Origin of the sequence: Imhoffiella purpurea (genome assembly GCF_000585215.1) — a bacterium.
GTDB classification, from domain to species: domain Bacteria; phylum Pseudomonadota; class Gammaproteobacteria; order Chromatiales; family Chromatiaceae; genus Imhoffiella; species Imhoffiella purpurea.
Genome location: NZ_AONC01000017.1, coordinates 20,928 through 47,904 on the forward strand (window position 1 = coordinate 20,928; position 26,977 = coordinate 47,904).

Consider the following 26,977-nt stretch of genomic DNA (forward strand, 5'->3'; position numbering starts at 1 on the left):
GGATTCACTCTCAATGGATCGTTCTGGGTTCGCGTTTCGGCGAGTTCAGGCGGACATCGCGTCCGCCCGCTCGGAATCCTGCAGGATGGGCTCGGGCTGCACGGGCAGGACACGCCCCCAGCACTTGCAGCTCGGACACTGCCAGTGCAGCGAGCGGGCCTGGAACCCGCATTGCTCGCATTGATAGACGGGCTGACGGGACAGCACCTGACGCACGACCTCGAGCACGACGGCGATGCGCCCGGCCTCCCCGGATCCGGACGGCGCCATCCGCAGTTCCAGATCGACCAGACGCTCGAGCACCGAGAGATCCGCGAAGCGCGAGAGATAGAGGGTCAGCCGCTCGAGTGCCTCGCCCTCGCCGACCTCCCGCACGACCAGATCGCTCAGACCGAGCAGCAGTGCCGAGGTCGGATGGCGTGCTGCCAGATCCTCGAGCAGCCCCCGGGGGTCGTAGCCCCGCGCCCGCTGGGCGGCCTCGATCAGCGCCGGCAGGATCTCGGAGACATAGGCGGCACCACGCTCGGCGACCCGCAGGAAGATCACCACGGCCTGATCGGGATCGCCCTCCTCGAGCGTCATCATGCCTTCGATCATGGCCGCCCGGATGCAAGTGGGATCCACCTCCTGGGCGCGGATCAGACTGAGCCGAGCGCCGTCCAGGTCGCCCTTGCGGCGCGCGTCCTCGGCCAGCTCGCAATGATAATGGGCCATCTCGGCGACCATCGACTGCTCGGTGAGCGATTGCAGGCGCCCGGCCACCTCCAGACAGCGCAGCCAGTCGCGCTCCTGCTGATAGATCTCGCGCAGCGCCTTGAGCGCGCTGAGACGGTGCAGCCCCACCTCCACCAGCTCCTGGAACAGCCCCTCGGCCCGATCGAGCAGACCGGCCCGCATATAGTCCTGCCCCAGCTCGTAGAGGGCAAAGCCGCGCAGATCGGGTCCCAGGTTCTTGCGCGCGATCAGATTCTGATGGATGCGGATCGCCCGGTCGACCTCGCCGCGACGCCGGAACAGGCTGCCGAGCGCCAAGTGGGTCTCGACCGTCTCGCCGTCGACCTCGGCCAGCTTGAGGAAAGTGTCGATGGCCTTGTCCGGCTGCTCCTCGAGGAGATAATTGAGTCCACGCAAAAAGTCCGGATGGGATGGAACGCCGCCATCGCGTTTGCCGCGAAGCTCTCTCCGCGCCAGCCACCACCCAGAGGCCGCCGCCACCGGGAGGAGCAGAAACAGGATTTCGATCATGTCCTCACCCCAACCCTCATGGCATCCATTACACCCGGCACGCGCGCGGGCACCCGGGAATGACTGAAATTGAAATACTGAATTGGACTTTCCCGGCACGCGCGCGAGCACCCGAGCGATACGGACACCGTCCGACCACATCCCCCGATCACGGCCCACGCATCCGTCGCCTTCGCGTCTCATCATACAGACAAGCAGACCGAACCGCATGAGGGTGCGGTCGAGCCAGATTACGGAGGGCCGGCCGGGACATGACCTACGAGCGGCAGGCATGAGACCATCATGCCCTCGAGCCGCCCGCTTCCGGCCACCAGCCCCCAGTGCGGGCGGTCCCGATCGCCGGGCCTCGGCTCACCGAGCAGGCAACCGGCGTGGTTGCACAGGCCCGCCACGGCACGACACAGGAGCCTTCATCATGAGCGATCTGAACGGCAAGACAGTCATCCTCACCGGCGCCACGGGCAATCTGGGACAGGTGCTCGCCCGCAGGCTCGCCGAGCGCGGCGCCAGGCTCGCGCTGGTGGGACGCGACCCTCAGAAACTCGCCGCCGCCCGGCAGCAGCTGCCGGCCACATCGGAGGTGGCGACCTTCGCGGCCGATCTGGTGGATTCGGCGGCGGTCGGCGCGCTGATCCAGGCGATGCGGCAACGCTTCGACGCCATCCACGTACTCATCAACGCCGCCGGCGGCTTCGCCATGGGGCCGACGGTGAAGGACACCAGCGACGCCGACTGGGACCGCATCATGGACCTGAATCTGCGCACGGCCTTCAATTGCTCGCGCGCCGTCATCCCCGCCCTGCTCGCGGCAGGAGAGGGCCGCATCCTTAACGTCTCGGCACGCGCGGCGACCCGGGGCGTCGGCGGCATGGCGCCCTACTGCACATCCAAGTCGGCCCTGATCACCCTGACCGAAAGCCTCGCCGAAGAGCTCAAGCCGAACGGCATCACCGCCAACTGCGTCCTGCCGGGCACGCTCGACACGCCGGAGAACCGCGCCGCCATGCCGGATCAGGACCAGGACACCTGGGTACCGCTCGAGGCGCTGGCCGACGTCATCCTCTTTCTCGTATCCGATGCGGCGCGCTGCGTCACCGGTGCGGCCATTCCCGTCTACGGCCGCAGCTGATCGCGGCACCGAGACCAGTCCGAGAGAATCCAGATGCCCATCACCCGCGACACCCGTTCGACAGCACCGCGACACACGCCCAGCTGGACGCTCGCGCCGATCCTCCTGCTTCTGGCAGGCATCCTGCCCACTGCGGCCTCGGCCCCCCTTCTCGACGAGGAGACGGAGACACTGCTGGTAGACGCCGTCACCGCCGCCGCCGAACTCGACCTCTACGAGGCCCGCTGCCGTGGCGACCGCTCGGGACGTCGAACGGACAATCTCAACAAGGAACTGGTGGGCAAGCTGGGCATGACCGTGCTCGGGGTCGAGGACGATCTCTTCCCCGAGCGCAGCTACCGTCGCGTCAAGGAGCGTCTGGAACGGGACTTCCTCGACAGCCTCAAGGATGCGGGCGGCTGCCCGGAAGCCAAGGCGTCCGACCTTCCCGAGACGTTGAACGCCCGCTATCGCGAGTTGCTGGAAGCGGTTCGGGCGCTGCCCTGAGGACCATGAGCCTCCCCCGCGCCCCGGAGCGAGGGCCGATCGTCAATCCGTGACCAAGAACATGGCGTCGGCGGCCTGGCCCAGCGAGCTGTCGAGCGCGTAGGGCACCTCGGCGCCACCGGCCTGGACGAGCGCGGCCGAGGCATCCCAGACCGGACGCTTGACGAAGACGCCCCCGAGCACGGCCGGCCCGGACGCTATGCCCTGCCCGCTCAGATCGCGGTCGCCGACATCGACATAGGAGCGGATGCACATCTGGGACTCGTTCTGATACTCGCAACCGAAACCGCTGACGTAGACCAGACCCGAGACCGGCTCGCCCGCGACCTCGCAGGCCCCGACCCCCTCCGCGAGGAACGCGGCGGCCGTCTCCTCCCCGCTCTTGCCCTCGGCCAGCGCCTCCGAGGGCAGGACATGGCTGAATGCGGACGTCGTCCCGACGCGCTCGACGATACGGTCGGCGAAGAGGGCATAGAGGACGTCGGCCTCGTCCAGGCTATAGGTATCGCCGCGAAAGCGCATGAATGCACAGCTGTTTCCCGACTCGCTATACACGAAGGTATAGCCGACATACCATTGAGGTGCGGCAAAGGCACTGGATGCCAGAATCGCCAGGGTGGCGCAGACGACAAGGGCGTAAGCTTTCATATCCGGATATCTCCTCGAGGATCGAGCCCAGGGCTTTCGATCGTTCACGGCCACAGCGGCGGCACCTGGCTCAAACATGGCCGCATGAAATGCGAGATGGGCATGCTCGATCCGATACACCAGTCCCGTGACCGGAACCAACGCCGACTCCGCACGCGCTCCATCCGCATCAAGAATAGCCCGTCCCGCCGTTCGACGGATCCGACCGCCCCAAGAACACCCCAGGCATCCCCCTTCTCCGCGCACGCCCACTCGTCATGCTGCATACCATCAAAGGCCGCCTGACCCTCAGCTTCACGCTGCTCATCACCGGGCTGCTGATCGTCATGCTCGCCCTGACCGGCTCGCTCGCCTACCACATGCTCAGCGAACTGCGGCCAAGGATCCAGGGCGCATTCGAAGAGAGTCAGACGCTGAACGAGAAGAACGTGCTGCTCAACAGCGCCGGCTATATCGGCGAGCGGCTCTACCCGCATCTGCAAAGGCACGACCTGCCGAGACTCGACCGCGAGATCGAGCAGATCTGGAGCTGGCTGCCGATCCAATCGTTCATCGTGGCGGACCCCGAGCGACGCATCATCACCGACGGAACCGCGGCCAATCCGCGCCATGGGCAGCGCATCGCCATCCCCAGCGAACTCCTGCCTCAGCAGCCGATCCTGAGGTCGCTCCCCGACGGCCACCGGCTCTATTTCATTATCGGCAAGGGCAGCCGGATCGCCGGATACGCGGTGATCAAGCTCACGGGCGCCTCGCTGCAGACATCGCTCGGCATGCTGGACCGCGAGGTCACCGCGCTCTGGACCTCCTACGCCCGCTCCCTGGTCCTGGGCGCAGGGCTGGCGTCGCTGGTGGTCGTGCTCATCACCATCTTCCTCGTCTGGCGCCTCGCCCGCTCGCTGAGCCACCCGATCTCCGAGATGATCGCGGCCGCCGAGGGCTATGCCGACGGCAATCTCGACATCGCCCTGCCGGTGCGCTCGAACGACGAGGTCGGACATCTCGCCCTGGCCCTCAACACCATGGCCCAGGAGCTCAAGGTCAATCAGCGGCGGATGCGCCATCTCGCCGACTACGACAGTCTCACCGGACTGCCCAACCGCCATCTGTTCCAGGACCGTCTGCGCCATGCGATCCAGTCGACCCAGCGCCACGGCAACCAGCTGGCACTGTTGTTCCTGGATCTCGACGGCTTCAAGTCGATCAACGACTCCCTGGGCCATGGACTGGGCGACGAGGTGCTCAAGCTGGTCGCCCAGCGTCTGCGCGTCAGCGTGCGCGCCAGCGACACGGTCGCGCGGCTCGGTGGCGACGAGTTCACCGTCATCGCCGAGGAACTGAGCGACCCGCAAGACGTGGAGGCGCTCGCATCCAAACTGCTCGCCGCACTCGGGGAGCCCTACCGCATCAAGGGACACGACATGCGGCTCTCGGCCAGCATCGGCATCACCATCTTTCCCCAGGACGGGGTCTCGCCGGAGGATCTTCTTCGCAACGCCGACGACGCCATGTATCAGGCCAAGCATCAGGGCAAGAACGCCTATCGATTCTTCGGCCCGGAGCTGGACACATACGCCGCGAGACGGCTGAGACCCGAGCAGACACTACGCGATGCGATCGAGCGGCGCGAGTTCGAAATCCACTACCAGCCGCAGCTGAAGACGGTCGACGGAAATCTGGCCGGGGTCGAGGCGCTGCTGCGATGGCGCAATCCGCAGGAGATCATCCAGCCCGGCGAATTCATCCCGCTGCTCGAGGACACCGGCCTCATCACCCAGCTCACCGACTGGATCCTCGGCGACGCCTGCCGGCAGATCGCCGCCTGGCGGGCCGCAGACTTCCCCGACCTGACCCTGGCGGTCAATCTCTCGCCGCTCCAGCTGGAACAGCCCAATCTGGCGGACAGTCTGAGAGACACCCTCGGCGCATCCGGTCTCCCGCCCGAGGCGCTGGAGATCGAGATCACCGAGCATGCGCTGCTCCACGCCGAACAGGGGCAGGAGGTGATGAACCAGCTGCGCCGCCAGGGTATCCGGCTGGCGATCGACGACTTCGGCCGGGGGCATCTGTCGCTGGCCTACCTGCACCGCTTCGCGGTCGACACCCTCAAGATCGAGCGCGGCTTCATCCGCGAGGCAATGACCGACCGCGACAGCGCCAACACCACGGGCGCCGTCATCGCGCTGGCGCGCCAGCTCGGCATCCGCACCCTCGCCAAAGGGATCGAAACGCCGGAGCAATGGCACTGGGTGAGCGACCAGGGCTGCGACATGGCCCAGGGCTATCTCATCGGCAAGCCCCTGCCGCCGGATCGGTTCATCGACTGGGCCACGAATCAGCGTGTCATGACGCTCGAGAGTCTCGACTGAGATGACCGCGGAAGATCCGCGGCCGCCCAGCACCCGAGCCAGATCAACCGGACTTCAAGACCTCGAGCAATTCGCGCAGGGTCCCGGCAGCGCGACGCAGCGTCAGGACATCCTCGGAGGATTGGGGACGATCGCGACCCAGCCGCTCGGCGGCCTCCAGCATGCGATCGCACTCGCGCTGCAGCACCGACCTCAGCGATTCGAGGGTGTGGATCTTGCCGCCGAGCGCGGCCCGCAGCTCGGTCAGCGCCTCCTCGCGCTCGATCCGGGAGCCGGCCAGGTGGGCATCGCGCAAGGCGATCGCCTCACGCATGGAATCGCGCCACCAGTGATGAAAGGTCGCCTTGTGATCGGCCAGGGTGTTCAGCGAGACGGCCATGGCCATGATCTCGTCGCGCGGATCGGCCGGGGCCTGAACCCGTTCGGCCGGATTCTCGTGGGTCATCCGATCCAGCAGCTCCGCCATGCGGCGCACGGGACGCACAATGCGGCCCGTCACCAGGACCGCGAAGACCAGACCGAACAGAGTCGCACCGACCGCGACCGACAGGGCCAGGCGAGCACGCTCGGCGGATAGCGCGTCGAACCGGGCCGAGCTTCGGTCCATGAACGCTTCGGCCTCGGCCAGATTCCGCTCGACCAGCGGCCCGATCCGATCCGCCGCCCGGTCCATCTCCTCGGTCAGACCGGCGATCAGCCGATCCTGCTCCACCAGCGCGGCGAAGTTCCGACCGTAATCGCGAACCAGATCCGCCAGCCGGGCGCGCGCCTCGGGCGCCAGAGGGGAGGCGTCGATCGAGATGATAAGCGCAGCCGCGATGCCCTCCACCATCCGCACGTATTCGTCGTCGCCCCGCAACAGATAGTCCTTCTCGCGCCGGCGCAGCTGCAGCACCTGGCTCTGCAGCTGCGGCAGCTCGCGGACCGCGCGCTGCTCCAGCTCGTGCGCGGTGTCCCGGAACGCCCCCTGCAGACCCGAGTTCTCGTCGAATCCCTTGAGCCGCCAGGCGGCCTCGATCCGGGAGAAGCGATCGAGGAAATCGCGCGTCAGTCCGCTCAACAGATCGACCGTGCGGACCGACACCGTATCGATTCCGCCCAGTTCGGCCAATGCGGCACCCAGCTCGGCGCCCTCGGCGCGAACCCGGTCCGGAAGCAGCGAATCGCGGCTGACGAGAAAGCGCTCGGCCGCCTCGCGCATGGCGGCGAGCCGGCTCTCGATGACGAAGGACTGAGTCTGGCGCGCGCCCACCACCCCGCTCAGATAGCGGTAATCCTCGATCAGCGCCCGCAGCGCCAGCTGGTCGTGCCAGACGACACCGAGGAAGACCAACGCCACCACACCGAACCCGATCCCGATCTTCTCGCCGACGCGCAGCCGGCTGGCCAATCGATTCACGGCCGCCCCCCGAAAAAGATGACGATCTCCTGATCGTTTTTTGACAATATGGCGCCCATCCGACAGGCCACCGCCACGAAGAGTGCGCCAACCGGATCAACCGCGTCAAAGAGGTCTCAGCGTCCATGAAGTCCACCAACCCGATTGCCGCCCTGTTCGGCCGATCGCCCTTCAAACCCATGCAGCAGCACATGCGGCTCGTCACCGACTGCATCGACCGGCTGCCGCCCCTGTTCGATGCCGCGATCGAGGCCGACGGCGAGCGGCTGACGGAGATCGGCGGCGAGATCAAGGATCTGGAGCGAAGTGCCGACGCGCTCAAGCATCAGATCCGCCAACAGCTGCCGCGCGGTCTATTCATGCCGGTCGACCGCCGCGATCTGCTCGACCTGCTCGACCGCCAGGACCTGATCGCCGACACCGCCAACGACATCGCCGGCCTGCTGCTGCAGCGCCCGATGCCGATTCCGGCGCCGATGCGCGACGGGCTGCGCGATCTGGTCGCGACCAGCACCGGCGCCTGCCAAGAGGCCATGGGCATCATCGACGAGCTCGACGAGCTGGTCGAGACCGGATTCCGCGGACCGGAGGCGAACCGGGTCGAACAGATGGCCGAGCGGCTCCGCCAATCCGGACAGCGGGCCGAGACCCTCACCATCGGACTCGCCCGCACCCTGTTCCAGCTCGAAGACGGGCTCGAGCCGGTCACGGTCGTCTTTCTCTATCAACTGGTGCAATGGATCGGACAGCTGGCCGACGACGCCGAAAAGGCCGGGGATCAGCTGGTACTGCTGATCGCGCGCTAGGCGGCCCCGGGCGGCCCGCCCACCGATTTTCACCCCTTCCCGTCCGATTCAGTCGCTTTCCGGAGATACCGTGGACATCATCACCGAATGGGGATCCGTCTTCCTCATCCTCGCCATTCTGTTCGGCCTCTACATGACCTGGGGCATCGGCGCCAACGACGTCGCCAACGCCATGGGCACCTCGGTCGGCTCGGGCGCCATCAGCGTGCGTCAGGCCATCCTGATCGCCGCCATCTGCGAGTTCGCCGGCGCCTTCATCGCCGGCGGCAACGTCACCTCGACCATCCGCAGCGGCATCATCGACAGCGCCAGCATGGCCGGGCACCCCGAGATGCTCGTCTACGGCATGCTCGCCGCGCTGCTGGCCGCGGCCATCTGGCTCATGATCGCCTCGGCGCGCGGCTGGCCGGTCTCGACCACCCACTCCATCGTCGGCGCCATCGTCGGCTTCGCCGTGGCCGGAATCGGGTTCGACTCGGTGCACTGGGACATGATCGGCCAGATCGTCGCCAGCTGGGTCGTCTCGCCCGTGCTCGGCGGGGCCGTCGCGCTCCTGGTGATGCTCAGCATCCGCCATCTCATCCTCAATGCCGAGGATCCCTTCCGCCAGGCCAAGCGCTGGGGACCCGTCTACGTCTTCCTGGTCGGCTGGATCGTCAGCCTGGTCTCGCTCTTCAAGGGACTCAAGCATCTCGACCTGCATTTCTCCTCGCTGCAAAGCCTCGGCATCGCCACCGCCATCGGCCTGGTCACGGCCGTTATCGGCAAGATCCTGATCGACCGGGTGCAGATGGACCCGGCGGCCGACCGCAACTTCCATTTCGCCAGCGTCGAGAAGGTCTTCACCCCAATGATGATCTTCACCGCCTGCGCCATGGCCTTCGCCCACGGCTCCAACGACGTCGCCAACGGCATCGGCCCCATGGCCGCGGTCGTCTCGGTGATCGAGAACGGCGGCGCGGTCGCCGCCGAGGCCCGGCTGCCCTTGTGGATCCTGGTGCTCGGAGGGATCGGCATCGTCGTCGGGCTCGCCACCATGGGCTACCGCGTCATGCAGACCATCGGCACCAAGATCACCGAGCTCACGCCCACGCGCGGATTCTCCGCCACCCTCGCCGCCGCCGCCGTGGTGGTCCTCGCCTCCAAGACCGGACTGCCGGTCTCCACCACCCATATCGCCGTCGGCGCCGTCATGGGGGTCGGACTCTCGCGCGGGATCGCCGCGCTCGATCTGCGCGTCATCGGCAACATCGTGCTGTCCTGGATCATCACGCTGCCCGCAGGCGCCGTGCTCGCCGCGCTCTTCTTCTATCTTTTCAAGACGATCTTCGGGTGAGGGACAGCTGCCAGCCTCCAGCTCTCGTGTCCAAGCCAAGACAGAACCGCCATCCCAGGCATAGGATCACACCCATGTCCATTCATCCGCGCAGCACGACCTCAGCGACTTGGGTGAACGCCCGCACAACGGCGGCTGGCGGCTGATAGCTGGCGGCTGGAAGCTCTCTCCCCCGATGCCCGACCTGGACGACACCTACCCCTACCTCCATCTGGTCCCGATCGAGGACCTCTGGTGGACTCGCGGGGTGGCGCTCGCCAGGGAGGAGCATTTCGGTCAGATTCTTGTGACCGGCCCGCCCGGCTCGGGCAAGTCGACGCTCATCCGCCATCTCGGCGGATGGCCCGAGGAGGGCTACATCGACATCAGTCTCAACGGCTGGTGGCGAGCCAAATCGCTGGCCTTCCGCCCGCGCGAGATCCATCTGGGCCTCCCCTTCGAGGGACATCGGGAGGCGCTCTCGCTGTTCGACGAGGCCTGGCTGCGCGATTGGCGCCGGCTCCGGCTCGACAGGACCCGCATCCTCCTGCCGCCGCGCAAACGTCGTTTCTACTCTGCCGACTGGCGTCACCGCTTCGTCTTCGAATTCCTGCTGCCGCCCCCGCCGGCCATCGTCGCCGACCGCACCGAACGCGCACGGCTCGGCACCCACCCCATCGACCGGCGCATCGACGCAGGGCAGATCGCCGCCCAGGTTCGGCTCTATGCCCAGGTCGCACTCCATTTCCACCGACAGGGTATGATCGTCCATCTTCGAGAACGGGCTGAGGATCCCCCGCAGCGGATCGACGACCATGGCGCAACCGAACCACATCTCACGTAAGAGCTTTCTCAAACGCTTTCGCGACGTGGTTCAGGGCATGGACGCCTGCGAGGACGTGGATATCGAGGATGCCTTGAGCATCACCGGGGAGAAGGTTCGGGTCCCGCCTCCCGCGCTGCCGCTGCAGATCCAGCTCGGCGGCGAGGAAGGCTACCGGCTCCATCTCTATCCCGAGCTGCGCTTCGGCCGGGACGGCGAGCTCGGCCACCGGGGCGACTATCTGCTGGTCGATCCGACCAGCTACTTCCACGACATCAGCGGCTTTCTCCGCCTCGAGCAGGGCGAGTCGCTCACGCTCGGACGCGAGGATCCGGTGCAGCGTCTGCTGCTGCGCTATCCCAAGGTGGTCGCGGACGCGCACCTGCGCCTCAAGCTCTCGGCCAAGGGGCTGGCGCTCAAGAACAAATCGACCGATGGCGCGGTCTGCGTCGCCCCGCTCACGGACCGCGACCAGATCCAGCGCATGGCCCAGTGGCGCCTCGACAAGCTCGGCCGGCTCCGCGAGGTCCTGGGCGGCCCCATCGAGCCACCCAGCCGCTCCGAGGCGCTGGATCTGATCGAGCGGGTCAACGCACTCATGGCGCACGAGCCCTACCGGGTGCTGGACGAGCACGGCCGTCCCGGCGGCCTGCTGGCGCTGCCCGACCGGCCGCGCCCCATCTTCGTCGGCGACCTGCATGCCCGCATCGACAATCTGCTGGTGGTGCTGACCCAGAACGGCTTCCTGGAGGCCCTGCTGGACGGCAGCGGCCTGCTCATCCTGCTCGGCGACGCGGTCCAGCCGGACGCCCCCGGCGAAGAGGGCGAGATGGACGGCTCCATGCTGATGATGGACCTCATCTTCCGTCTCAAGCTGCGCTTTCCCGAACGGGTCTTCTATCTGCGCGGCAATCACGACAGCTTCTCGGAGGACCTGAGCAAGGCCGGCATCCCCCAGGGACTGCTGTGGGAACAGGCGCTCCACGACCGGCGCGGACTCAGGTACAAGGAGGCCATGCAGCGCTACTACGACCAGCTGCCCTACGTCGCCGCCTCGGCCGGATACCTCGCCTGTCACGCCGGCCCGCCCACCGCCAAGATCAGTTGGGAATCGCTGCGCGACATCCGCCAGCACCCCAAACTCGCCCACCAGCTCACCCACGTCCGGCTGCGCCGCTCCAACTCGCCCAGCGGTTACGGCACCAGCGACCTCGCGCGGCTGCGCAAACGGCTCGGCGTCAAGCCCAGCACGCCCGTCATCGTCGGCCACACGCCGCTATCCGGGGAAGGCACCTGCTGGACCAACGTCGGCGGCATCCCCAATCACCACGTGCTCTACGGCGCCCATCCGCAATGGGTCGGAGTCATCACCCGCACGGGGAAACAGCTGCTGCCGCTCGCCTATCCGAGCGAACCGATGCTGGCGGTCTACAACCGGCATGTACGCTCGGGACGGCCCGCGCCATCGACAGGAATCTAGGCGCCATCCGAACCCAGATGGCCGTGCGCCCGATCCGGGACGACGATATTCTGGATCCATGACAACGCAATCCAACGATGCCCGAAAACCCGGGACCAGGTCTTGAAACGAAAACCCGGGACCAGGTCTTGAAAAGCCACATTCGAGATGAAATGCCTGCGGCCTGATCCGGACGTCAGCGGGTATCATGAGTGCGTTTTTCGTTCTCATCGCACCGGATCCCTGCATGCCCGACCCTCTCGCCAGCGCCAACCTGCTCGACCCCAAGAACGACTACGTCTTCTTCCGCGTATTCTCCGAAGAGCCCGAACTGCTCGTCGACCTGATCAACGTGGTGCGCAGCGACGAGGTGCCGATCGTCGAGATCAGTCTGCTCAACCCCCGCCTCACGCCCGAGCGGCTCAGCGGCAAGTCGCTGATCCTCGACCTACGCGCCATCGACGAGCACGGTCAGCGCTACAATATCGAGATGCAGGTCAGACGCTTCGCGCACTGGAGCGGGCGCGGCATCCTCTATCTGGCGCGGCTGCTGAGCGAGCAGCTCGATGCGGGCGCGGAGTATCGGCGTCTCAAGCCCGTGATCGGAATCCATCTGCTCGACTTCACCCTGTTCGAGGCGCCGGATCAGGCTGACCAGGCACTCTGGTGCTTCGAGATGCGCGACCGCGAGCGCCCCGAGGTGCGTCTCGGACGCGAGCTGCAATTGAACATCATCGAGCTGCGCAAGGCCGACCGGCTCGGACAGCTGCCCGAGCGCCTGTCGGCCTGGATCGCCTACTTCGAACATTGGCGGGAGGAATCGACCATGAGCAACCCCTATCCACCGGTACAGCGGGCCTTCGAGAAGCTGCGAGAGCTGAGCGCCGACGAAGAGGCCCGCTACTGGGCCGAGGCGCGTGCCAAGGCGCTGAGCGATGAAGCCAGCCTGCTGTCGGATGCGCGCGAAGAAGGACGCGAAGAAGGGCGTGAGGAAGGGCGCGAAGCGATCAGAAACACGGCCCGTAACCTCATTCGCATTGGCGGCCTGAGCGATCTTCAGATCGCACAGGCCACTGGACTGACGCTTGCGCAGGTCGAAGCGTTGCACGCCAACGAGGCCGATGCGATCTGAACGATTTTCGGAATCGAGACCATTTTTCGCTGAGGCCGAACGGCCGTTCGCTCACGCACTCCAGCTCGATAACCAGGTTCGCCCCGAACCGCCGCCAGGGAATCATGTAAGACATGGCTCAATCACCGCACACCCCTCCCACGGCGATCCACGGCAGGATCTTCCTCGCCGGTCATCGCGGCATGGTCGGATCGGCCATTCGCCGCCGACTGGAACTCAGAGCGGACGCGGATCCGATCCTGCGCACCCATCGCGAGCTGGACCTCACCGACCAAGCCGCCGTCGACCGATTCTTCGCGACCGAGCGACCGGACTCCGTGATCCTGGCCGCCGCCAAGGTCGGCGGCATCTGGGCCAACGATCGCTACCCGGCCGAGTTCATCTACCAGAACCTGATGATGGAGGCCAACGTCATCCACGCGGCCTACCGTTCGGGCGTCGAGCGACTGCTGCTGCTCGGCAGCTCCTGCATCTATCCGCGTCTGGCGCCCCAGCCCATGAGCGAGGAGGCGCTGCTCACCGGCGTCCTGGAGCAGACCAACGAGCCCTATGCCATCGCCAAGATCGCCGGCATCAAGCTCTGCGAATCCTACAACCGCCAGTACGGCACGGATTTTCGCAGCGTCATGCCGACCAACCTCTACGGTCCCGGCGACAATTTCGACCTGGAGAACAGCCACGTCATCCCCGCCCTGATGCGCAAGCTGCACGAGGCCAAGGAGAATCGCGCGCCCAGCGTCGAGATCTGGGGCACCGGCACCCCGCGCCGCGAGTTCCTCCACGTCGACGACATGGCCGAGGCCTGTCTGCACGTCATGGAACTGCCCCTGGAGACGCTCCGGGCCCATACCAGCCCCATGCTTTCGCACATCAACATCGGGGTCGGAACCGATGTCAGCATCCGCGAGCTGGCCGAGACCATGGCCGAGATCGTCGGCTTCGAGGGGGCTCTGAAGTACGACAGCACCAAGCCCGACGGCATGCCCCGCAAGCTGCTGGACGTCTCGCGCCTCGAAACACTGGGCTGGCGGGCCGGGATCGGACTGCGCGAAGGGCTGAGCCAAACCTACGGCTGGTTCCTCGACAACCGCCAGACGATCCGGAGCGGAGCATGAAGAAGGCATTGATCACCGGCGTCACCGGACAGGACGGCGCCTATCTGTCCGAACTGCTGCTCGAGAAGGGCTACGAAGTCCACGGCATCAAGCGCCGCTCCTCCCTCTTCAATACCGACCGCATCGACCATCTCTATCAGGATCCGCATGCCCCGAACCGGCACTTCGTCCTGCATCACGGCGACATGACGGACTCATCGAGCCTGATCCGCATCATCCAGCTGGTCCAGCCGGACGAGATCTACAACCTGGCGGCCCAGAGCCATGTGGCGGTCTCCTTCGAGGAGCCCGAATACACCGCCAACTCGGACGCGCTCGGTCCACTGCGCCTGCTGGAGGCCATCCGCATCCTGGGCCTGGAACGCAAGACCCGCTTCTACCAGGCATCCACCTCCGAACTCTTCGGGCTGGTCCAGGAGACCCCCCAGCGCGAGACCACCCCCTTCTATCCGCGCTCGCCCTACGCCGTCGCCAAACTCTACGCCTACTGGATCGCCGTCAACTACCGCGAGGCCTACGGCATCTACGCCTGCAATGGCATCCTCTTCAATCACGAGAGCCCGATTCGGGGCGAGACCTTCGTCACCCGCAAGATCACCCGCGCACTCGCCCGCATCAGGCTCGGACTGCAGGAGCGGCTCTATCTCGGCAACCTGGACGCCAAACGCGACTGGGGCCATGCCCGCGACTATGTACGCATGCAGTGGCTCATGCTTCAGCAGGACGCCCCCGAGGATTACGTCATCGCCACCGGCGAACAGCACAGCGTGCGCGAATTCGTCGAGGTGGCCGCACGGGAGATCGGCATCCGCATCCGCTGGGAAGGCCGAGGCGTGGACGAGAAGGGCTACGACCGGGACACCGATGCCTGCATCGTCGCCGTCGATCCCCGCTACTTCCGCCCCACCGAGGTCGAGACCCTGCTCGGAGACCCCACCAAGGCCCGCGAAAAGCTCGGCTGGACCCCTCAGGTCGGCTTCGGCGAGCTGGTCGGGGAGATGATGCGCGAGGACATGACCGAGGCCCAGCGCGATCAGCTGTGCAAACGCGAGGGCTTCTCCACCTTGCAACACAATGAGTAAGATGGAAAAGAGGAATCGACCATGAGCAATTCCTATCCCCAGGTATAGCGGCCTTCGGTATAGCGGACCTTCGAGAAACGGCGTGAGCTGAGTTTACGGCTCCGCAGCCGCAGTTCCGAGCTCCAGGTATAGGGCACTGAATTTCTTAGAGTTTCATTCTTCGGAATTGCCGGAACATTTAGCGTTTCAGATCCCGATAGAAATTCTCATGCGCGCCAACTAACAGCAGCCTCCGTGTCTGGGGGTCGTACTCGTAGGCAAGCAAAAAGCGGCTGCCGACACACTGAAATTTGTAGACAAACACGCCGGCGAGATCGCCTCTCTTTGCTTCGCCCTGCGTTGGATCTTGCACGATGGCCGAAACAGCATCGTCCACATCCGCCTTCTGATTCGGATTCAGACGCTTGTAGGCGCGGCGGAAGCCATTCGACTGGCAGACCTCAATCATGGCTGTCTGATCGAATCCCTTCAGGAATAAAGGGGGTTGCGTGATCGCGCGGCTCAGCACGCGAGATAAGGAGATCGCGCACGAAATCGACGGGTAAATCCGGATTGTCCAGCGCAGCCTTGCCGAGCTTAGCCCAAAACTCGATCTGACCGGCGATGGTCCGAGACTCCGCTTTGGCGTGGCACTTGGCGTCCTCGTAGAGGGATTCGTCAATGCGTACTGGCATGCCCATGTCTTTAACTCCCAAAAGGTTACTACTTTTGTAGTCTAGATTGGGGGACGGCACGCCGCAATGGAGATGGGCGTCAAGTCATGCAATCCAGCAAGCAGTCACCAATCCGGGTCGGGCGAGGCCGCATAGCTTGCGGCGATCGAGGGCTGCCAACGTCGGCGCTGGCTGACGCCTCTGCGGATCGGTCGAGTTCGGCGGCCATGCGGCTGATCCCGCACCTACAGGGAGAGCGGCCTGACGGTCTATGGCGTGATGCGCGATACCGATCCGGCCAGCATGACCTCGGCGCCGGGAACGGCCTCGGTCAGCGCATCCCGCAGGGCGATCTTGGCGTGCTCTTCTCCATGCACGAGCAGGATGCGCCTGGGTCCGATGCGCATGCGGCGGATGAAGTTGACGAGATCCTTCTGATCGGCGTGGGCCGAATAGCCGCTCAGGGTATGGACGCCGCAGCGGATGTCGTAGCGGCGGCCGTCCAGGTCGACATAGCCGCCGCCCGGTCCGTAGCGCTGGATGATGCGTCCGGGCGTTCCGGCCGCCTGGTAGCCGACGAAGAGGACGTCGTGGCGTGGATCGCCGAGCATGGCCTTCAGATAGTTAAGGATACGCCCGCCGGCGCACATGCCGCTCGCGGCGATCAGGATCGCGGCTCGCCCGGTTCGGGCCAGATACTCGACGGTACGCAGATGGGTGTCGTGATCCTCGATGGTGAGCAGCTGCTCGAAGTCGAGCGGATGGCGGCCGGCGCGCAGACGACGCTTGGCCTCGCGGTCCCAGTGGTCGCGTAGCCGCCGATAGCCGGCGGTGAAATCGGCGGCGAGCGGCGAATCGAGGATGACCTCGACCTCCCCCCAGACGCGCCCGTCGGCCAGAGGACGTCGCGGATTGGCGTGGATGATGGCCTCCAGCTCGTAGAGCAGCTCCTGGGTCCGGCCGATACTGAAGGCGGGGATCAGGAGTGTGCCGCCGTTCTCGAAGGCGTGCTCCACGATGGCGCGCAGTCGCTCGTGGCGATCGCGCCGGCTTTCGTGGAGCCGGTCTCCATAGGTGCTCTCGAGCACGACGCAATCGGCCCGATAGGGCGATTTGGGCGACGGCAGCAGCGGTGTCCAAGGCGCTCCGAGATCGCCCGAGAAGAGGATGCGAAACCGGTCGTCCGGCGTGCGAAGATCGCATTCGACATAGGCGGATCCGAGGATGTGTCCGGCGGGCTGGAGCCGGATGGAGAGGCCGGTCTCGCCCTCGAGGACGCGGTGCCACTGACCGTAGGGGATGGCGACCGTGCGTTCGCGCAGCAAGTGGATGACGCCCTGGATGAGCCGCGCGTCTCGCGTCACGCCGACCTTGAGCGCGTCGGCGATGACCATGGGCAGCAGCTCGGCGGATGCCTCGCTGCAGACGATGGGTCCCCGGAAACCGGCGGCCAGGAGATAAGGGATGCGGCCGACGTGATCGATATGGACGTGGGTGACGATCAGGGCCTGGATGTGATCGACCGGCTGGATGAACTGCAGACGCTCGACCCCGGCGCCGGAGCCGGACCTCTCGGCACCCTGGAAGAGCCCGCAGTCGACGAGGACCGAACGCCCGTCGCCGAGCCGAAGCTCGTGACAGGAGCCGGTGACGCCGTCGACCGCGCCGTGATGGAGGATCTCGGGCTGGTGCCGCCCCATCATCGCAGAAGCCCCGTAGGGCGCAATAGCGCTAGCGTATTGCGCCGCATGCGAAGGGGGCGCCCAAGATTCGGGTCAAGCGGCTTGCGACACACTGGCAGCCCCGTAGGGCGCAATAGCGCCAGCGTATTGCGCCGCATGCGGTTGGCGAGACATCCGCGAGACGTGTTAAGCGGTACGGGACACACTGGCAGATCCCTTGCCCGAGTTGGAGTTGCCTGCCGTTCGGCGCAATACGCTTCGCTATTGCGCCCTACGGCGACTGGTGCAGGTTGGGCCTCAGCGGGCCTCCAGCGCCCGCTCGCGCTCTTCGAGGGTCTCGAAGAGTTCCAGCACCCACATGACGCGCTCGCCGACACCGCTTGGGGTGCTGTGCCTCGGGGTCGCGGCGACCACGGCGTCGACCAGGAAGCGGGTCTCTTCCAATGGAGGTGCCGAGATCTGGCGCGAGGTGAGCACGGCCCGCCCGAGGATGGAACCGATGAGCTGCAGCTTGCGCTGGGGCGGCACGATCGCGCGCCGGCTGATGGAGTCCAGCCCCTGGCGCTCGAGCTGACGGCCGATCTCGGAGTAGAGATAGCGCGCGGCGTTGATGCCGGCCCGGCAGCCCATCGGCAGACCGGCGATGCCGGCATCCGAGCGCTGGTAGAGCCTATCGGCGGTATCGAGCATGCGCTGGATCACCGATGCCAGGGCATCGTTGAAGACCGGTTCCTTCAACCATGCCTCGGGATCGATGCCGGCCTCGCGCATCCACGCGAGCGGCAGATAGATGCGACCGTTGCGGGCATCCTCGCCAACGTCGCGGCAGATGTTGGTGATCTGCATGGCGACGCCCAGATCGCAGGCCCGGGCGACCAGTTCCTCGGAGCGGGCGCCCATGAGGGCGGCCATCATGGCGCCGACGGTGCCGGCGACGCGCGCCGAATAGTCGTAGACGCCCGAGATGGTTTCGTAGCGGCGTCCCTGGGCATCCCACTCGAAGCCCTCGAGCAGTGCTTCGAGCAGGCGCTTGGGCATGGCGAACTCGACCACCACGTCGGCCAGGGCGCGGTCGGCCGGATCGTCGATCGGCTGGCCGGCATAGATGCGGTCGAGCCGGTCGTAGAGCATCTCGAGCGCGTCGGCCTGCAGCACCGGATCGTCGCCGACACAGTCGATGGCGTCGTCGGCGATGCGGCAGAAGGCATAGAGCGCCATCGCCGGATCGCGGAAACGCTGGGGAAGGAGGAATGAGGCGGCATAGAAGGAACGCGATCCGCAGCGCAGCAGATCGCGGCAGGCGGTGATATCCGCCGCCGAGGCATGTTTCTTCTTCATGTCGTTCTGCTCAGGCAAAGGTTGAGGCATCGGGAACCACCGTGTCGAGAACCCGTGCGGAGGAGATGACACCGGGCACACCTGCCCCGGGATGCGTCCCCGCACCGACCAGATAAAGACCATCCACCTCTTCGCTCTTGTTGTGCGGCCGGAACCAGGCACTCTGGAGCAAGATGGGCTCGAAGCTGAAACCGGCGCCCAGATGCGAATTCAAGCGCAGCTTGAAGTCCAGGGGCGTGGTCACCAGCGAGGTCGCGATCTGATCCTCCAATCCGGGGAGAACCGTCTCGCTGAGGTAACGGGCGATCCTGGCGCGGTACGGCTCGGCCTGGGCTTCCCAATCGGTGCCGCTTTCCAGATGCGGAACCGGAGACAAGGCGTAGAAGGTATCGCAACCCTCGGGCGCCAGGCTCGGGTCGGTCGCCGTCGGACGGTACAGATAGAGACTGAAGTCCTCGGCGAGCTTCTTGTGCTTGAAGATATCCTGGATCAACCCCTTGTAACGCGGCCCGAGCAGGATGGTGTGATGCTTGACGTCCGGGTACTGGCGCTTGGTGCCGAAATACCAGACGAAGAGCCCGGTAGAAAAGGCGGAGCGGTCGATCTTGCGGTCGGTCCAGGTGCGGCGCGGATGCTCGGCCAGCATCTTGCCGTAGGTGGTCGCCGGATCCACGTCCGAGACGACGATGTCGGACTGGATCTCTTCGCCCGAGGTCAGACGCACGCCAGCGGCGCGACCCTTCTCGACCAGGATGCGCTCGACCTCGGACTTGTAACGGATCTCGGTACCCTGCCCCTCGACCAGACTCACCAGGCCGTTGACGATGGCACCGGTGCCACCCATCGCCGAATGCACGCCCCATTTGCGCTCCAGGAAGGAGATGAGCACATAGATGGAGGTGACGGTGAACGGATTGCCGCCGATCAGCAGCGGATGGAAGGAGAGCACCTGACGGATGAAGGGGTCCTTGATGTAGGAGGACACCATGCCGTAGACGGTACGGTAGCTCTGCAGTATGGCCATCTGGGGGGCGATCTTGGCCATGTCGGTCACATGGGTGAAGGGCTTGTGGGCCAGCCCCTCGAACCCGACCTTGAACACCCGCTCGCTCATCTTCATGAAGCGATCGTAGCCATCGACGTCGGCCGGCGAATACTCGGCGATCTGGGCCTTCACCTTGTCGGCGTCGCCGCTGTAGTCGAAGATGCGCCCGTCGTCGAAACGGATCCGGTAGAAGGGATCCATGAGACGCAGATCGATATCGTCCTCGAAGCGCCGACCGCACATGTTCCACAGCTCTTCGAGCAGGAAGGGCGCGGTGATGATGGTCGGTCCCGCGTCGAAGCTGAAGCCATCCCGCCGATGCACGTAGGCACGCCCGCCCGGAGCGTCCAGCTTTTCGAGAATCGTGACCCGATAGCCGCGCGCGCCGAGCCGAATCGCCGCCGCCAGACCGCCGATGCCACTGCCGATGACGAGCGCATGGGGCTTTTTCGCGCTACCAGGAACCTGTGGAGCCGCAACTGTCAAGTTCGTATTACTCGCTTTACTGTCAATATAGCTTGACAGTATAGCAGGAGGCCGACCGAACGGCCCCCTGACGACCGTCAAGAAATCAGCTTCTCCTCAGAGCCCGTACTGGGCGGCGATCCGACGCACGACCTCGGCGACCTCGCGCGGACGTTCCTCGTGCGCCAGATGGCCGAGACCGGGCAGACCGATCAGTTCCGCCTCGGGATGATAGTGCTGGCGTACCCGGCGCGCCTCGCGTGGCGAGACGGTCGAGTCCTCCTCGCCGACGACCAGATACAGGGGCGTCTCGAGCCGGGGCAGGCCCTGCTCGATCAGCCCCAGATCCCAGTTGGCCATCATGGAGAGCGAGGAGCGCACGTGCGCCGGCGAGCGGATCAGGCGCTGATAGAAATCGACTCCGAGCGGATCGAGCTTGGAACCGGTGCTGTCGACCAGACGCTGGATCATGCCCCGGCTCCTGGCCCGCCAGGAGAAATAGTGCGAGGCCAGTGCGTTGCGGGCGAACAGCTTGGCCGCCGGCGAGAAGACGCGACCGGGCACGCCGCGCCAGGGCAGCAGCGCACCATTGAGACTGATGAGGGCACGCGGGGCGATCCAGCCGTCCAGACAGGCCTGGATGAGGATGGCGGCCCCGGCCGAGTGTCCGAGCACCAGATCGGGCGTCACGCCCAGTTCGCGTACCAGAGCCCCCACGAATCCGGCCATGCCGGGCAGCGACATGCGGTCGTAGGGTGGCGAATCCGTGAAGGCGTGCCCCGGCATGTCGGGCGCGATCAGGGTGAAATGCTCGGCGAGCACCGGCGCGAAGTCGCGCCAGGAATGGGTCGAGGCCCCGGTCCCATGCAGCATGAGCAGGACCGGGCCCTGCCCCATCCGCTGGACGTGCCAGTTCAGCCCGCCCGCGGAGACGAAGCGGCTGCAGTTCCGGTTCGGCCAGTCTCGGCCATCGCGATTCCAGTCGAGTCTGTCATCCATTCAGTTCGGCCGCTGCCTGGAGAAACCCTGTTCCTGTCATCGATATGGCCGTCGGTGCCCATGCATACGTACCGACGACCACATCGACAGCCTCATATCCACTAGCGCGACGTCGCGCGCACCGCCTGGTTGAGCGAGGTGGCGTCGGCATGCGGAAGCGGCAGGTAGACCGCCCCCATCTCCGCCGCCAGATCCTTGCCCTGCTGCTGAGGCCGTGGCGAGGTGTCGATCACCAGGGAGGTGATCTCGAGCGAGCGCACCACGCGCGCCGCCGCCGTCGCCTCCTCGCCGGCACGGGCACGGCCGCCGGTGCCGTCGCGGGCCACGTTGGCCCGGCCGTCGGTCATGACGATGAGCACGGGCGTCCCGCCTCGGCGCTGGACCGAGTCGGCCAGCATCATACCCAGGTCGATTCCCGAGGCCAGCGGCGTACCACCGCCGCCCGGCAGACCGGCCAAACTCCGCTTGGCGCGCACCAGGGAGCGGGTCGGTGGCAGCAGCACCTCGGCGGCCTTGCCGCGAAAGGCGACCAGGGCGACCTTGTCGCGGCGCACGTAGCAGTCGGCCAGCAGCAGCTCGACCGCGCCCTTGGCCTCGGCCAGACGGTGCAGCGCCGAGGAGCCGGAGGCGTCGACGACGAAGATGGTCGTGGTCTCGGACTTGTGCTTGAAGCGGGTGATGCGGAAGTCGTCCTGACGCACCTCGATGCGGGAGGACTCGCGACCGACCCGCGCCCGCTCCTCGCGGCGCAGACGCTGCCAGGGGGCTGCGGCGCGCAGGGTCTCGACCACGTTCATCCGCTGGCCGTGACGCGGCTCGCCGCGCAGCACGCCGGCCGGACGGCCGCGCGAGGGCGCATTCTGCACCGCCCCGGCCTTGCCGCTGGCCCGTGCGCGCGAGCGCTGCAGCTTGCCCATCTGCAGCTGGGCCAGGAGACCGGCCGGGATGGCGGCCTTGGTCGCCTCCAGGATCTTGTCGTCGAGCTCCTGGGGCTCCTGCTGCTCGTTGGACTGATTCTCCTCTGGCTCCTGCGGCTCCTCCGGCTCGGGCGGCGGAGGCTCATCGTCCGGCGGCTCCATCGGCGGCAGCTGGGTCGCGCGCGGCGCCAGCACCAGCCGACCGGCGACGGCCAGGTCCGCCTCGGTCACCTCGGTACGCTCCTCCAGCGCGGCATGGGCACGCGCGGCGGCACAGGCGAAGATGGAGGCCCGCAGCGAGGGGATGCCGAGCGCCAGGGCGATGCCGCACAGGGACTCGACCTGATCGTCGGTGATGGTGACCTCGGGCAGACGCGCGCGGGCGGCGACGATCTCCTCGACCTCGTAGTCGCAGGCGATCGCCTCGTGGACGCGCACGTAGGTGAGCTCCAGATGGAAGGCGAGCCGGTCGAGCAATGCGTTGAGCAGCCCCTCGTCCTCGCCGACGCCCTCGTCCAGGGCGACGATGGCGAAGTTGGACGGGGTGCGCATGGCCAGACCGTCACGCTCCAGCACCACCTCGCCCGAGTCGAAGGCCATGCTGAGCCGCGCGGCCGTGCCGGGCGCGATGCGCTCGGCCATCGCCAGCTCGACCACGCCGCCATCGGCCTCGACCAGCAGACCGCGCTCGGCGATCGGACGGCCGGCATTGAGGGTGGCGGCCAGATCCAGACCGCCGAGCAGACGCCCGTCGGTCACGTGCAGCGGGACGCGCTTCAGGGGCGAGCCCTCGGGCTGCAGGTCGCGCATGATGGTGAGCCACTGGTCACGCACCGGCCCCGCCAGTGAGCGCAGGCAGACACCACCGGTACCGACCGGATCGACCGTCATGAGAACCGCGGCCAGGACGGCGTCGTCCCAGGGAGAGGGACCGGCCTGGCGCGGGTCCGGGCCGCCGCCTTCGCTAGCGGCAGGATTCGCGCCGAGGTTGCTCATTCGCCGAACAGCTCCTGCACCGCGCGCTCGACGCGACTGGTGGATCCGGACTCGTCGAGCGGGTCGCGGCGCAGACGGTGGCGTAGCGCGGAGGTAGCGATCTCCTTCAGATGATCGACCGTGACCTCCTTGTCGCCCTTCAGCGCGGCCAGGCCACGCGCGGCGCGGATCAGGGTCAGCTCGCCGCGCAGACCGTCGGTGCCCAGCTTGATGCAGAGCTTGCCGGCCTGTTCGAGCGTCTTGTCCGGCACCTTGACCTCGGGCAGCAATGCGCGACCCTTTTCGATCAGGCGGCGTACCTTGCCGTCCTTGCTCTTCCATTTCTGGACGAAGGCGGCACGGTCGCGCTCGAACTCGTCGCGCAGACGCACGACCTTCATGCGGGTCGGCAGGTCGGTCGGAGTGGTGACCTCGACCGAGAGACCGAAGCGGTCCTGCAGCTGAGGACGCAGCTCGCCCTCTTCCGGGTTACCGGAGCCGACAAGCACGAAGCGGGCCGGGTGGCGCACGCTCAGACCCTCGCGCTCGACCAGGTTCTCGCCGGAGGCGGCCACGTCGAGCAGCGAGTCGACCAGATGGTCCTCGAGCAGGTTGACCTCGTCGATATAGAGGAAGCCGCGGTGGGCGCGGGCCAGCAGGCCGGGCTCGAAGGCCTTCTCGCCCTTGGTCAGGGCGCGCTCCAGGTCGAGGGCGCCGATGACGCGGTCCTCGGTGGCACCGAGCGGAAGGTCGACGACAGGGACTTGCACCTTGCGGCCCTTGAGGGTCATGCCCTTGGCGCGCTTCTCGCGGCATTCGGCGCAGAGCGCCTCGTCTCCGGCGTCGGGATCGCAGTTGTAGGTGCAGTCGACCGCCTGCATCTTGGGCAGCAGGGCGGCGAGTCCGCGAATCGCCGTGGACTTGCCGGTTCCCCGGTCGCCGAACACAAGAACCCCGCCGATCGACGGGTCGATGGCCGCAATCAACAGGGAGCGCTTCATCTCTTCCTGAGCGACGACGGCGGAAAACGGAAACGGGATGGGCATACGCGGCGAACCTAATCTTGTTACTTGAATTAAGTTGTGACTCGAACGTCGACAGCTCGATCGCAGCAATCAGGCCAGGCGACCGGACGCACCCGTCGGCCGAGACACGAAGGCGCAGGACGCGAGCTATCTGGCAAGGGCTCAAGCGCAATTCATACCGAGCCCGGGGCAAATTCAACCAAGCCAGCGACCCTAGCGCCCATCTACGAGCGAGGTCAAGCCTTAAAGCTCCATTTAGGCGCGAATTTCGCCTTAACGCACCGACAAGCTGGGATTTTCGGCACTTACGGACCGATGCCGCCCCCAGGCATCGGCGCTCGCCGATCGGCACCTTCACAACGACAAGGCCGAGGTGGCGGGCACCATCTCCGCAACCTCGGCCCGATCAGAGAAGCGAGCGGACCGCTCTTCCCCGACCCATCATCAATACGGCAGCGCGTAGCTCCTGCCTTCCTGCCTGCCGATCAGGTCGTAGTGCTCCCATCCCGTGCCGATCAGCCCTTGGCGAACCAGAATGGCGACATCGGAATTGTTGGCCAGATAGCCTTCCTCGCTGAAATCCCCATAGCCGCCGGGTGCCAGATAGAAACGCCCCTCGTGACTCCCGAACGCCTGATAATGTGCCCAGCCTGTAGGCAGCTGGCCTTGGCTGACCGCTCTCGCGACATCGGGATTATTGGACAGGTAGTACAGCTCATTGAAGTCGCCATAGCCATCGGGCGCGGCATACGACCTGCCTTCCGTACGGCCTACGGCTGAATAATGCTCCCAGCCCGTCCCCAGATGCCCCCGCCGCATGGCCAGGGCGACGTCCGGGTTGCGGGCCAGATAATAGCCCTCGTTGAAATCGCCATAGCCAGCGGGCATGGATACGGATCGTCCTTCGGCCTTGCCGAAGCCTTGATAGTGCGCCCAGCCGGAAGGAATCCACCCCTGATTGAGCGCCTTGGCCACATCCGGATTGTTGGCGAGATAATAGGTCTCGGAATAGGCGGAGGTCGCCGTTGCGGTGAAGGTGGCCAGCACGGTGAAATCTCGACGCATCGTCAGGGTGCAGCTTCCAGAACCAGTGCAAGGACCACTCCAGCCATCGAACCGATAGCCATCGTCGGCAGCGGCGGTCAGGGTAACCGGGGTTCCGGCAGTATAGCGCTCGCTGCAATCGCTGCCGCAGTCGATGCCCGCTGGGGAACTGGTGATGAGCCCGGACCCCACCTTGGATACGACCAGTGAATATGCCGCAGCCGCTTCAAAGACGGCGACCGCTTCTCTATTGGAGGACAGCGTCAAGGTGCAGACTTCAGCAACTGAGCTATCGCACCCAGTCCAGGCTGAGAATAGATAATTGCCAGACTGCGCAGGCGCCTGTAGCCGAATCAAGGTATTGGAAGCTATGCCGGATACACTATAGTCGGTTACGCCGCCATAGGCTGCAGGCTGGCCCGAGATCGCCACAGAGGTTGGGCCAGTGGAGCACACACTGAGTGAATAGGTATTTTGGGTACTGTCGCGATAGCCGGAGACAGCACCTTTCGTGGCAAGCAACGTCAGCCTGTTGTCGCCGTCCTGAGTATCTCCGGCGGTTACCCCCTCGTAGCTCAGAAGGGGACTAGAAAATAACGAAACCCGTGAATGAGTAACACCATCGGAGAAATATTGTCCGCTTTCATAAGTCATGATCGAGCAATATTTCCCCAAATCGCCACCAATCCAGCGCCACCCAGCAGAATAATCATATAGACCCGGCCCAGGCCCAGCGAGTTGCTCTTTATGATGGTGCGCCCCCATATTATGGCCCATCTCATGAATCATCGTATATGTCCAGTGGACTTGCTGAATACGCGAAAGATGGAATCCCAGTTCCGGCCACCCCTGAGCCTTGCTCAACAACCAACCCAGCCCACCAACGTCCTCTACCTTTTCGAGCAAAACAACCAAATCCGCACCATAGGCGTCTCGCCAAGCATGAACTTCATCCATATAGCGGGGCTCGCCCTCATAACCCCACGGATCATAATCAGAGTGAAAAGTAATACGTCTCAGATCGACGCCAGAATCACCAGACTCCGTATAATCGACCTCGGCCGAATACACCAAATTGAAGGTGATTCCGAGATCCGAATCGTCCGCCGCAAGCTGGGCTCTCGCCATGGCCTGACTCACCGCATACTCTATCCCTGACACATTCGCATCCGCCCATACCCTTGCCGCTGGGGTATAGAGGATCATGACATCGATCGTCTCGTTCGACGACTGAAAATCCCGAGCGCTTGCATCTATAGATATTCGAGACGATGAAGCGTCATCGAAATCACTGCCGGCATCGCGATCCGGAACGATAGCGTCATCCGGGGATTCCAGGACATCCTTGCGTTCCGGATCCACCTCCCACAGAAGCAGACCCTCTCCGTCCCGCACCTTGGAAAAGGCGAACTCTCGCCCTTCCTCGGGTATCTCGATACTGCCCAGCGCGACACCATCCTTGACGGAGAGCATGAAAACGCCGTAATCGCTATCCGTCAACCGCCCCCGGATGAGACGCACCCCGTTTCTATCGAGACTGGTATGGTCGATCAACCCCTCGAACACAGCATTCTCGAAGAGATTCAGCTCGAGCCTATCCCCTTCGACAACCACATCGGGCTCGGCAAGCCCAACACTCAAATCCACCGCGCGATAACGCACGGCATCGGACAGTACTGCCGGCATCAACTCGTCGGAATGGCCGGCACCTGAAACCGAGGCATCGCTCGAAGGGTCGAATAACATATAAGAGTCAGAGGCATAGACGCAGGCACCAATCGCCAGGAGCCCGAAAACACCTATCAATCGATTCAACGCAGACATAT

General features: G+C 65.4%; 22 protein-coding genes. 10 read left to right on the forward strand and 12 right to left on the reverse strand.

Features of this window, described 5'->3' with window-relative positions:
* Nucleotides 1-45 precede the first annotated feature (45 nt).
* Nucleotides 46-1,245: a lipopolysaccharide assembly protein LapB gene (gene lapB / locus D779_RS06185; protein ID WP_043751122.1), complete on the reverse strand. Its 1,200-nt coding sequence runs from the start codon at nt 1,243-1,245 to the stop codon at nt 46-48.
* Nucleotides 1,246-1,660: 415 nt separating this feature from the next.
* On the opposite strand from lapB, the gene D779_RS06190 reads away from it, so the two are divergent.
* Together D779_RS06190 and D779_RS06195 are read left to right on the forward strand one after the other, a co-directional pair.
* Complete coding sequence (locus D779_RS06190) at nt 1,661-2,374, forward strand: SDR family oxidoreductase (protein ID WP_043751125.1); 714 nt, start codon at nt 1,661-1,663, stop codon at nt 2,372-2,374.
* A 33-nt stretch (nt 2,375-2,407) separates the two neighbouring features.
* Nucleotides 2,408-2,860 (forward strand): hypothetical protein, encoded by a 453-nt coding sequence (locus D779_RS06195; RefSeq protein WP_052347881.1) that lies wholly within the window; start codon nt 2,408-2,410, stop codon nt 2,858-2,860.
* Nucleotides 2,861-2,902: 42 nt separating this feature from the next.
* Here D779_RS06195 and D779_RS06200 read toward each other — a convergent pair whose 3' ends face one another.
* Nucleotides 2,903-3,508 carry a hypothetical protein gene (locus D779_RS06200; protein WP_043751140.1) on the reverse strand — a complete coding sequence of 202 codons (606 nt, stop codon included), beginning with the start codon at nt 3,506-3,508 and terminating at the stop codon, nt 2,903-2,905.
* A 257-nt stretch (nt 3,509-3,765) separates the two neighbouring features.
* On the opposite strand from D779_RS06200, the gene D779_RS20970 reads away from it, so the two are divergent.
* Complete coding sequence (locus D779_RS20970) at nt 3,766-5,877, forward strand: putative bifunctional diguanylate cyclase/phosphodiesterase (RefSeq protein WP_052347882.1); 2,112 nt, start codon at nt 3,766-3,768, stop codon at nt 5,875-5,877.
* 43 nt (nt 5,878-5,920) lie between these two features.
* Here D779_RS20970 and D779_RS06210 read toward each other — a convergent pair whose 3' ends face one another.
* Nucleotides 5,921-7,276, reverse strand: a complete 1,356-nt coding sequence (locus tag D779_RS06210) for a methyl-accepting chemotaxis protein (RefSeq protein ID WP_157726335.1) — start codon at nt 7,274-7,276, stop codon at nt 5,921-5,923.
* 125 nt (nt 7,277-7,401) lie between these two features.
* Between D779_RS06210 and D779_RS06215 the strand changes: the two genes are divergently transcribed.
* The 7 genes from D779_RS06215 (at nt 7,402) to gmd (ending at nt 15,008) form a co-directional block, all read left to right on the forward strand.
* The gene (locus D779_RS06215) at nt 7,402-8,082 is read left to right on the forward strand and encodes a TIGR00153 family protein (RefSeq protein WP_043751145.1); all 681 of its coding nucleotides are present in this window, start codon (nt 7,402-7,404) and stop codon (nt 8,080-8,082) included.
* 70 nt (nt 8,083-8,152) lie between these two features.
* On the forward strand, nt 8,153-9,418 hold the full coding sequence (locus tag D779_RS06220) for an inorganic phosphate transporter (RefSeq protein WP_043751147.1): 1,266 nt from the start codon (nt 8,153-8,155) through the stop codon (nt 9,416-9,418).
* A gap of 109 nt (nt 9,419-9,527) precedes the next feature.
* Nucleotides 9,528-10,241, forward strand: coding sequence for an ATP-binding cassette domain-containing protein (locus D779_RS06225; RefSeq protein WP_232424086.1), 714 nt, complete (start codon nt 9,528-9,530; stop codon nt 10,239-10,241).
* Nucleotides 10,213-11,700, forward strand: coding sequence for a metallophosphoesterase (locus D779_RS06230; RefSeq protein ID WP_043751151.1), 1,488 nt, complete (start codon nt 10,213-10,215; stop codon nt 11,698-11,700). Before D779_RS06225 ends, D779_RS06230 begins: the two co-directional genes overlap by 29 nt.
* Nucleotides 11,701-11,926: 226 nt before the next feature.
* Nucleotides 11,927-12,811, forward strand: coding sequence for an Rpn family recombination-promoting nuclease/putative transposase (locus D779_RS06235; RefSeq protein ID WP_043751223.1), 885 nt, complete (start codon nt 11,927-11,929; stop codon nt 12,809-12,811).
* Between the two features lie 113 nt (nt 12,812-12,924).
* The gene (fcl, locus tag D779_RS06240) at nt 12,925-13,926 is read left to right on the forward strand and encodes a GDP-L-fucose synthase (RefSeq protein ID WP_052347883.1); all 1,002 of its coding nucleotides are present in this window, start codon (nt 12,925-12,927) and stop codon (nt 13,924-13,926) included.
* A complete protein-coding gene (gene gmd / locus D779_RS06245) occupies nt 13,923-15,008 on the forward strand; it encodes a GDP-mannose 4,6-dehydratase (RefSeq protein WP_043751153.1) in 1,086 nt (361 codons plus the stop codon). The genes fcl and gmd overlap by 4 nt, the downstream gene beginning before the upstream one ends.
* Before the next feature lie 178 nt (nt 15,009-15,186).
* On the opposite strand, the gene D779_RS06250 is transcribed toward gmd, so the two are convergent.
* The 9 genes from D779_RS06250 to D779_RS21560 form a co-directional block, all read right to left on the reverse strand.
* On the reverse strand, nt 15,187-15,456 hold the full coding sequence (locus tag D779_RS06250) for a type II toxin-antitoxin system RelE/ParE family toxin (protein ID WP_043751155.1): 270 nt from the start codon (nt 15,454-15,456) through the stop codon (nt 15,187-15,189).
* Complete coding sequence (locus tag D779_RS06255; protein ID WP_043751157.1) at nt 15,449-15,688, reverse strand: ParD-like family protein; 240 nt, start codon at nt 15,686-15,688, stop codon at nt 15,449-15,451. The genes D779_RS06250 and D779_RS06255 overlap by 8 nt, the downstream gene beginning before the upstream one ends.
* Nucleotides 15,689-15,930: 242 nt before the next feature.
* The gene (locus tag D779_RS06260) at nt 15,931-17,364 is read right to left on the reverse strand and encodes an MBL fold metallo-hydrolase RNA specificity domain-containing protein (protein ID WP_232424087.1); all 1,434 of its coding nucleotides are present in this window, start codon (nt 17,362-17,364) and stop codon (nt 15,931-15,933) included.
* A 276-nt stretch (nt 17,365-17,640) separates the two neighbouring features.
* Nucleotides 17,641-18,681: a phytoene/squalene synthase family protein gene (locus D779_RS06265; protein ID WP_043751164.1), complete on the reverse strand. Its 1,041-nt coding sequence runs from the start codon at nt 18,679-18,681 to the stop codon at nt 17,641-17,643.
* A 10-nt stretch (nt 18,682-18,691) separates the two neighbouring features.
* Nucleotides 18,692-20,212 (reverse strand): phytoene desaturase, encoded by a 1,521-nt coding sequence (locus D779_RS06270; protein WP_043751166.1) that lies wholly within the window; start codon nt 20,210-20,212, stop codon nt 18,692-18,694.
* 96 nt (nt 20,213-20,308) lie between these two features.
* Nucleotides 20,309-21,190, reverse strand: a complete 882-nt coding sequence (gene bchO / locus D779_RS06275; RefSeq protein WP_043751168.1) for an alpha/beta fold hydrolase BchO — start codon at nt 21,188-21,190, stop codon at nt 20,309-20,311.
* 101 nt (nt 21,191-21,291) lie between these two features.
* Nucleotides 21,292-23,103 (reverse strand): magnesium chelatase subunit D, encoded by a 1,812-nt coding sequence (locus tag D779_RS06280; protein WP_043751176.1) that lies wholly within the window; start codon nt 23,101-23,103, stop codon nt 21,292-21,294.
* Entirely contained in the window at nt 23,100-24,128 is a 1,029-nt protein-coding gene (gene bchI / locus D779_RS06285; protein ID WP_043751178.1) for a magnesium chelatase ATPase subunit I, read from the reverse strand. Before bchI ends, D779_RS06280 begins: the two co-directional genes overlap by 4 nt.
* Before the next feature lie 423 nt (nt 24,129-24,551).
* A complete protein-coding gene (locus D779_RS21560) occupies nt 24,552-26,975 on the reverse strand; it encodes an InlB B-repeat-containing protein (protein WP_157726336.1) in 2,424 nt (807 codons plus the stop codon).
* Between the last annotated feature and the right edge of the window lie 2 nt (nt 26,976-26,977).

Coding starts and splice junctions, on each gene's coding strand:
- lapB (WP_043751122.1), bottom strand. CDS start 1,245: ATGATCGAAATCCTGTTTCTGCTCCTCCCGGTGGCGGCGGCCTCTGGG.
- D779_RS06190 (WP_043751125.1), top strand. CDS start 1,661: ATGAGCGATCTGAACGGCAAGACAGTCATCCTCACCGGCGCCACGGGC.
- D779_RS06195 (WP_052347881.1), top strand. CDS start 2,408: ATGCCCATCACCCGCGACACCCGTTCGACAGCACCGCGACACACGCCC.
- D779_RS06200 (WP_043751140.1), bottom strand. CDS start 3,508: ATGAAAGCTTACGCCCTTGTCGTCTGCGCCACCCTGGCGATTCTGGCA.
- D779_RS20970 (WP_052347882.1), top strand. CDS start 3,766: ATGCTGCATACCATCAAAGGCCGCCTGACCCTCAGCTTCACGCTGCTC.
- D779_RS06215 (WP_043751145.1), top strand. CDS start 7,402: ATGAAGTCCACCAACCCGATTGCCGCCCTGTTCGGCCGATCGCCCTTC.
- D779_RS06230 (WP_043751151.1), top strand. CDS start 10,213: ATGGCGCAACCGAACCACATCTCACGTAAGAGCTTTCTCAAACGCTTT.
- D779_RS06235 (WP_043751223.1), top strand. CDS start 11,927: ATGCCCGACCCTCTCGCCAGCGCCAACCTGCTCGACCCCAAGAACGAC.
- fcl (WP_052347883.1), top strand. CDS start 12,925: ATGGCTCAATCACCGCACACCCCTCCCACGGCGATCCACGGCAGGATC.
- gmd (WP_043751153.1), top strand. CDS start 13,923: ATGAAGAAGGCATTGATCACCGGCGTCACCGGACAGGACGGCGCCTAT.
- D779_RS06250 (WP_043751155.1), bottom strand. CDS start 15,456: ATGATTGAGGTCTGCCAGTCGAATGGCTTCCGCCGCGCCTACAAGCGT.
- D779_RS06255 (WP_043751157.1), bottom strand. CDS start 15,688: ATGGGCATGCCAGTACGCATTGACGAATCCCTCTACGAGGACGCCAAG.
- D779_RS06260 (WP_232424087.1), bottom strand. CDS start 17,364: ATGATGGGGCGGCACCAGCCCGAGATCCTCCATCACGGCGCGGTCGAC.
- D779_RS06265 (WP_043751164.1), bottom strand. CDS start 18,681: ATGAAGAAGAAACATGCCTCGGCGGCGGATATCACCGCCTGCCGCGAT.
- bchO (WP_043751168.1), bottom strand. CDS start 21,190: ATGGATGACAGACTCGACTGGAATCGCGATGGCCGAGACTGGCCGAAC.
- D779_RS06280 (WP_043751176.1), bottom strand. CDS start 23,103: ATGAGCAACCTCGGCGCGAATCCTGCCGCTAGCGAAGGCGGCGGCCCG.
- bchI (WP_043751178.1), bottom strand. CDS start 24,128: ATGCCCATCCCGTTTCCGTTTTCCGCCGTCGTCGCTCAGGAAGAGATG.
- D779_RS21560 (WP_157726336.1), bottom strand. CDS start 26,975: ATGTCTGCGTTGAATCGATTGATAGGTGTTTTCGGGCTCCTGGCGATT.